Annotated in this window: 5 protein-coding genes; 1 reads left to right on the forward strand and 4 read right to left on the reverse strand. The window is 69.5% G+C overall.

Annotated elements, in window-relative coordinates; genetic code table 11:
- Nucleotides 1-199: 199 nt before the first annotated feature.
- Genes ACTH43_RS12840 through ACTH43_RS12855 form a run of 4 tightly spaced genes read right to left on the reverse strand, consistent with a single transcriptional unit; the run spans nt 200 to nt 3,558 of the window.
- Nucleotides 200-658, reverse strand: coding sequence for a TetR/AcrR family transcriptional regulator (locus tag ACTH43_RS12840; RefSeq protein ID WP_441445294.1), 459 nt, complete (start codon nt 656-658; stop codon nt 200-202).
- A 27-nt stretch (nt 659-685) separates the two neighbouring features.
- Complete coding sequence (locus tag ACTH43_RS12845) at nt 686-1,075, reverse strand: hypothetical protein (RefSeq protein ID WP_441445295.1); 390 nt, start codon at nt 1,073-1,075, stop codon at nt 686-688.
- Between the two features lie 21 nt (nt 1,076-1,096).
- Nucleotides 1,097-2,194: an aspartate-semialdehyde dehydrogenase gene (locus ACTH43_RS12850; RefSeq protein WP_441445296.1), complete on the reverse strand. Its 1,098-nt coding sequence runs from the start codon at nt 2,192-2,194 to the stop codon at nt 1,097-1,099.
- Complete coding sequence (locus tag ACTH43_RS12855) at nt 2,191-3,558, reverse strand: aspartate kinase (RefSeq protein WP_441445297.1); 1,368 nt, start codon at nt 3,556-3,558, stop codon at nt 2,191-2,193. The genes ACTH43_RS12850 and ACTH43_RS12855 overlap by 4 nt, the downstream gene beginning before the upstream one ends.
- An 813-nt stretch (nt 3,559-4,371) precedes the next feature.
- Here ACTH43_RS12855 and ACTH43_RS12860 point away from each other — a divergent pair.
- Nucleotides 4,372-5,421, forward strand: coding sequence for a hypothetical protein (locus ACTH43_RS12860; RefSeq protein ID WP_441445298.1), 1,050 nt, complete (start codon nt 4,372-4,374; stop codon nt 5,419-5,421).
- The last annotated feature ends 116 nt before the right edge of the window (nt 5,422-5,537 follow it).

The following is a 5,537-nucleotide window of genomic DNA, read 5'->3' on the forward strand; positions in this document are numbered from 1 at the left end:
AGTGTCACCGATGTCCTGATACAGAACTGTCACCGATGTCCTGCGACATAACACGGCCGCACCAGTCGTCTGCGGCGCAGAAGTTGCACAGAAGTGGCGCAGAGGTGGGACAGGAGCGGGCCGAAGTGGCGCAGGCGCCGGCAACAGGGCGCAGGCGCGGGGCAGGAGGTCGGTGCCGCTGGGCTGAGGCGCCTGCGGGTCAGCCGACCACCCAGCGGCGGACCAGCGCCTGCACGTCCTGGATCGGGTCCGCGTCGGCCCGGTTCTGCAGCTCGCGCACGGTGCGCTCCCGCACCGCGAGGCTCAGCAGCAGCGAGACGATCGTGCGCGCCAGCATCTTCGGATCCGCGCCGTCGACCAGATGGCCGTGCTCCGCCAGACCCGTCAGCGCCTGCTCCAGCACATGCTCGTGCACCAGGCGCAGCCGGGCGATGCGGAAGCGGCCCGGATGATCCGGGTTCACGATCTCTGCCGACAGCGTGGCCAGCAGCGCCATCGAGTGCTGCCGAGGATCCCAGGGGCCGGACAGCGCCGCGATCAGCGACTGCGGAGAGGTCTGCAGTGCGTCGGCCGAATCCAGCAGGCCCTGCGCGCTCGCCTCGAGACGATCGATCACGGCCCCGAGCAGCACCTCCTTCGAGGAGAAGTGGTGCAGCATCCCCGGGTGCGAGATGCCCACCCGTCGCTAGATGTCCCGCAGGCTCGCCCCGTGATAGCCGCGCTCGGCGAACAGGGCCGAGGCGCTGTCGAGGATCGCCTCACGGCGTGAGGACCCGGGCGCCGGTGCCTCGCTCGAGGGCTCGCCCGGAGCGTCGGCCGTCTCCTCGCTCAGAGGCGCCGGCGGCGGGAGCGTGCCCACCGGAGCGTCGATCACCGCGCGCAGGTCCTCGCCGATGCCCAGCTCGGTGGCGGCGATCGTGTCGAGGGTGCGCAGGGCGCGGGCCAGCGGATCCACACTGAGGTACAGGGATCCGCCGCCCGCAGCTTCCTCACCTGCACGGTCGGAGAACATGGCGGAAAGAGGCGCCGGTCCGGCACCCACTCCGGGAGGGCCATTGGTGGCAGCGAGGGTCATCGACGTCTCTCCTTGGTCATGTCAGCGCGCAGCGATCAGCTCCGCGATCTGGATGGCGTTCAGGGCAGCGCCCTTACGGAGATTATCCGCCACCGCGAACAGCACGAGGCCCTTGTCCTCGGGCACCGACTGATCCTGGCGGATACGGCCCACGAACGTGCCATCCTGACCGGCTGCCTCGAGCGGGTTCGGCAGCTCGACCACGTTCACACCAGGAGCCGCAGCGAGCAGCTCACGAGCGCGCTCCGCCGACAGCGGCCGGTCGAACTCGGCATGGATCGCCAGCGCATGACCGCTCATCACCGGCACCCGCACGCAGGTTCCCGCGACCGGCAGCCCCGGCAGCCCCAGGATCTTCCGGGACTCGTGGCGGAGCTTCTGCTCCTCGTCGGTCTCACCGGAGCCGTCGTCCACCAGGCTCCCGGCGAGCGCGACCACGTTGAACGCGATGGGCTTGGCGTAGATGCTCGGCTGCCCGAGATCCACGGCCGAGCCGTCGATCGCGAGCTTCTCGACATCATCGACGCCCTTGCGGACCTGTCCCGCAAGTTCCTTGACACCCTCGACCCCGGAGCCGGAGACGGCCTGGTAGGTCGCGACCTTCAGCCGGGCCAGGCCCGCCTCGTCGTGGAGGACCTTCAGGCTGGGCATCGCGGCCATCGTGGTGCAGTTCGGGTTCGCGATGATCCCGCGCGGCGGGTTCACCAGCGCCTCCGGGTTCACCTCGGAGACCACCAACGGCACCTCGTCATCACGGCGGTAGGCCGAGGAGTTGTCGACCACGGTGGCGCCAGCGGCCGCGTACCGGGGGGCGAGGGCCTTGGAGGTCGACCCGCCGGCGGAGAAGATCGCGATGTCGAGCCGGTTGCCGTCGGAGGTGATGTCCGCGGTCTCGGCGTTCTCGACGGTCAGCTCATGGCCGGCGTACTGGACGGTCTTGCCGGCGCTGCGGGCTGACGCGAACACGCGGATCGCGGAGTGCTTGACCGCCCGGTCGGCGAGCAGGGTGAGCATCACACGGCCCACCTGACCAGTGGCGCCGACGACGCCGATGACGGGCCCGTCGGCCGCATAGCCGGGGGTGAGAGAGAAGTCGAGCGTGCTGGTGCTGGTGTTCATCGTCCGGTCCCTCCGTAGACCACGGCCTCGGTCTGCTCGGCGTCGAGGCCGAACGCCGTGTGGATCACGCGCACCGCGTCGTCGAGCCGAGCCTGCTCGGTGACGACGGAGATGCGGATCTCCGAGGTGGAGATCATGTCGATGTTGATGCCGGCCTCGCCGAGCGAGCGGAACAGCCGCGCCGAGACGCCCGGGTGCGATCGCATCCCCGCGCCGACGATGCTGACCTTGCCGATCTGGTCGTTGTAGCGGACCTCGGTGTAGCCGATCGCCTCATGCGCATCTTCGATGGCCTTCAACGCGGCAGGCGCATCCGCCTCCGGGAGCGTCAGGGAGATCGCGACCGTGTCATCCACGGTCGAGGAGTTCTGCACGATCATGTCGATGTTCGCGCCGGAGCTGGCGACCACGTCGAACAGCATCGCGGCGCGGCCCGGGAGGTCCGGCACCTCGACCACGGTGATCTTGCCTTCGCTGCTGTCGTGGGCGACGCCCGAGATGATCGGCGCCTCGAGGCCCGTTGCTGCGAAATCGTCCATGGGGAGCTCCTTGGTCGGGTCGGCGGCGTCGCGTCGGACGACATCCGCGGTACGGAGGGTGACGTCGGGGTCGAGGGGGATCTCGCGCTCGGGATCGTCGGCGACGATCGTCCCCACACGACCCGAGTACGAGGAGCGCACATGCAGCGGCACCCCGTAGCGGCGCGCGTACTCGACGCTGCGGGCCATCAGGATCTTCGAGCCGTTGGCCGCCATCTCCAGCATCTCCTCGCTGGAGATCAGCGGCACCCGGCGTGCCGACGGGGCGATCCGCGGATCGGCCGAGAACACGCCGTCCACGTCCGAGTAGATCTCGCAGACGTCGGCGTTCAGCGCTGCGGCGAGCGCCACCGCGGTCACGTCAGAGCCACCACGACCCAGCGTGGTGATCTCCTTGGAATCGTGCGAGACGCCCTGGAAGCCGGCGACGATCGCGACCGCACCCTCATCCACGGCCTCCTGTATCCGGCCCGGAGTGACGTCGCGGATCTGCGCCCTGCCGTGATCACCATCGGTGATCAGCCCGGCCTGCGAGCCGGTGTAGGCGCGGGCGGTGACGTCGACGTTGTTCAGCGCCATCGACAGCACCGCCATCGAGATCCGCTCCCCCGCCGTGATCAGCATGTCCATCTCGCGCGGCGGCGGATTCGGGGCCACCTGCTCGGCGAGGTCGATCAGCTCATCGGTGGTGTCCCCCATCGCGGAGACCACGACGACCACCTTGTGGCCGGCCTTCGCGTAGAGGGAGATGCGCTTCGCGACACGCTTGATCGAGTCGGCGTCAGCGACGGAGGATCCTCCGAATTTCTGGACGACCAGGCTCATGAGGCAGGTTCCTTACGCGGTGGAGGACAGGCGGGGTGATGCGGGTGGTGCGGTGGGCCAGCCGTGGGCGGGCCCTGGACGGGCCTGCCGTGGGGCGGGCCTTGGACGGGCCTGCCCTAGGTGGGCGGGCCCTGAGTGGGACCGCTGGTGGGCGGGCCCTGGGCTGGATCGGTACCGCAGAAATGTTCCCGTTCCGCCGCGCCGATGGGCAGTGCTTTCACTCGCCCGACGCGGCTCCGGGCACCCTGCGAGCGGGCACCAGCCGCCGCCCAGTCTACGAAAATGCCTGGTCCTGGCCACAGTGACCTCGGCATGCGAGACAGGCCCCCTGGTCAGCGCGATTCAGCCCCGTGACCAGCACAACATCCCCCCGGGCGTGGCGTGATCAGGCCAGGCCAGGCAGAGGCGTACTCTCCGCCGCTCACGGGTACTGCTCACGAGTGCTGTCCTCGGGGCCCCCCCCACCCCGCCAGCGGGCCCTCCACCTCATCGCCGGGCACCTCCACCTCGCCAGCGGGGCAAAGTTGGGCGATAGATTCCGCTATCCCCCTACTTTGCCCCGCTGGTGCGACGGGACGGGCCCCGCTGGTGCGACGGGACGGGCCCCACTGGCGCGACGGGACGGGCCCCACTGGCGCGACGGGACGGGCCCCACTGGCGCGAGGGCTGCTCTCGGGCAACGCCCGACCCTCCCTCGACGCCAGGATCACCGAAAAGAGAACTCCTCCATGGGGAGGATCGGTGGGCAGAGCAGTGACCTCGGGGTTGTGGATGACGGGGTGGAGGAGCCTCCGCGCGGCGGAGCATGTGCCCATGCCCCGACTCCCCTACCCGCTGCCACCATCGCTGCCGTATGCCGTGTTCACGGCGGCGGAGGCGAAGCAGGCTGGGGTGAGCGTGGATCGGCTGAGGGCGAATGATCTCCGCCGGCTGGGCTACGGGATCTACGCCCGCACGGACGTCGACCTCACGGAGCTCGCGCTCCTGACCGCGATGACCCGCAGCGACCCCCTGGTCGTGGCGAGAGGTCAGAGCGCAGCACGGCACTGGGGCTTCCCGTTGACGCAGGCACTGCAGAGATGGGACGCGGCTCCGCAGATCACCCCCGTCCATCTGACTGCCGGCGATCTCGTCCATCGCGACACGAAGCTCCTGCGTTGGAATCGGCAACGCTTGCGCGCTGAGGAGATCGTCACGATCTCGGACCTGAGAGTCACCAGTCGGATTCGCACCTGGCTCGATCTCGCTCAGGAGGTCTCCATCGACCAGCTCGTGAAGATCGGCGACCACCTGGTGCGGATCCCGCGCGCCTGGGCGGAGAACCGTCTTGAGCCCTACGCCACGCCCGCCCAGCTCATCGATGCCACACTCGCCTACCCCGGCACCGGCAGGCCACGTCTGAGAGAGGCGCTCACGCTGATTCGAATCGGCAGCGATTCCGCCGCCGAGACGACTCTTCGCCTCGCCGCGGGCCGAGCACAGCTCCCCACCCCCGAGCTGAACGTTCGCCAGTTCACCGATGGGGTTGACCTCGGCGAACCGGACCTGGCCTGGCCCGAGTGGAAGGTGTGCGTCGAGCATGACGGGCCGTCCCACCGCACGAAGGAGCAGCAGGAGAAAGACATCAGGCGTCGGGAGCTCCGGGAAGCGCATGGCTGGATCGAGGTGCAGTCGGTCGCTGTCGACCTCCACAACGGGTGCCGCCGTGGGCTGCAGCGGATGCGGGAAGCGCTCCTGAAGCATGGCTGGCGCCCCACCGCCGACTCCAGCGCACCACGCGCCCCACGCCAGCGACGACCCGCCTCGCGCTCGGCCCCGATCATCTCGCCATCACCGGATCGCGCGAGCCGTCCGGCCAGATGAGTCGCCCAGCCAGATGAGTCGCCCAGCGACGTGATCAGGACGGTGGCGCGGATCGCCCTCCCCGGAGGGAACTGCCACGTGAGCGGGGCAAAGTGGGGTGAATAAGGGTAGCTATC

It is taken from the genome of Brachybacterium sp. (assembly GCF_052095815.1).
In the GTDB taxonomy this organism is placed as follows: domain Bacteria; phylum Actinomycetota; class Actinomycetes; order Actinomycetales; family Dermabacteraceae; genus Brachybacterium.

Excerpts from the sequence above, each read along its gene's own strand:
- ACTH43_RS12860 (WP_441445298.1), top strand. The coding sequence starts at position 4,372 with ATGCCCCGACTCCCCTACCCGCTGCCACCATCGCTGCCGTATGCCGTG.
- ACTH43_RS12840 (WP_441445294.1), bottom strand. The coding sequence starts at position 658 with ATGCTGCACCACTTCTCCTCGAAGGAGGTGCTGCTCGGGGCCGTGATC.
- ACTH43_RS12850 (WP_441445296.1), bottom strand. The coding sequence starts at position 2,194 with ATGAACACCAGCACCAGCACGCTCGACTTCTCTCTCACCCCCGGCTAT.
- ACTH43_RS12845 (WP_441445295.1), bottom strand. The coding sequence starts at position 1,075 with ATGACCCTCGCTGCCACCAATGGCCCTCCCGGAGTGGGTGCCGGACCG.
- ACTH43_RS12855 (WP_441445297.1), bottom strand. The coding sequence starts at position 3,558 with ATGAGCCTGGTCGTCCAGAAATTCGGAGGATCCTCCGTCGCTGACGCC.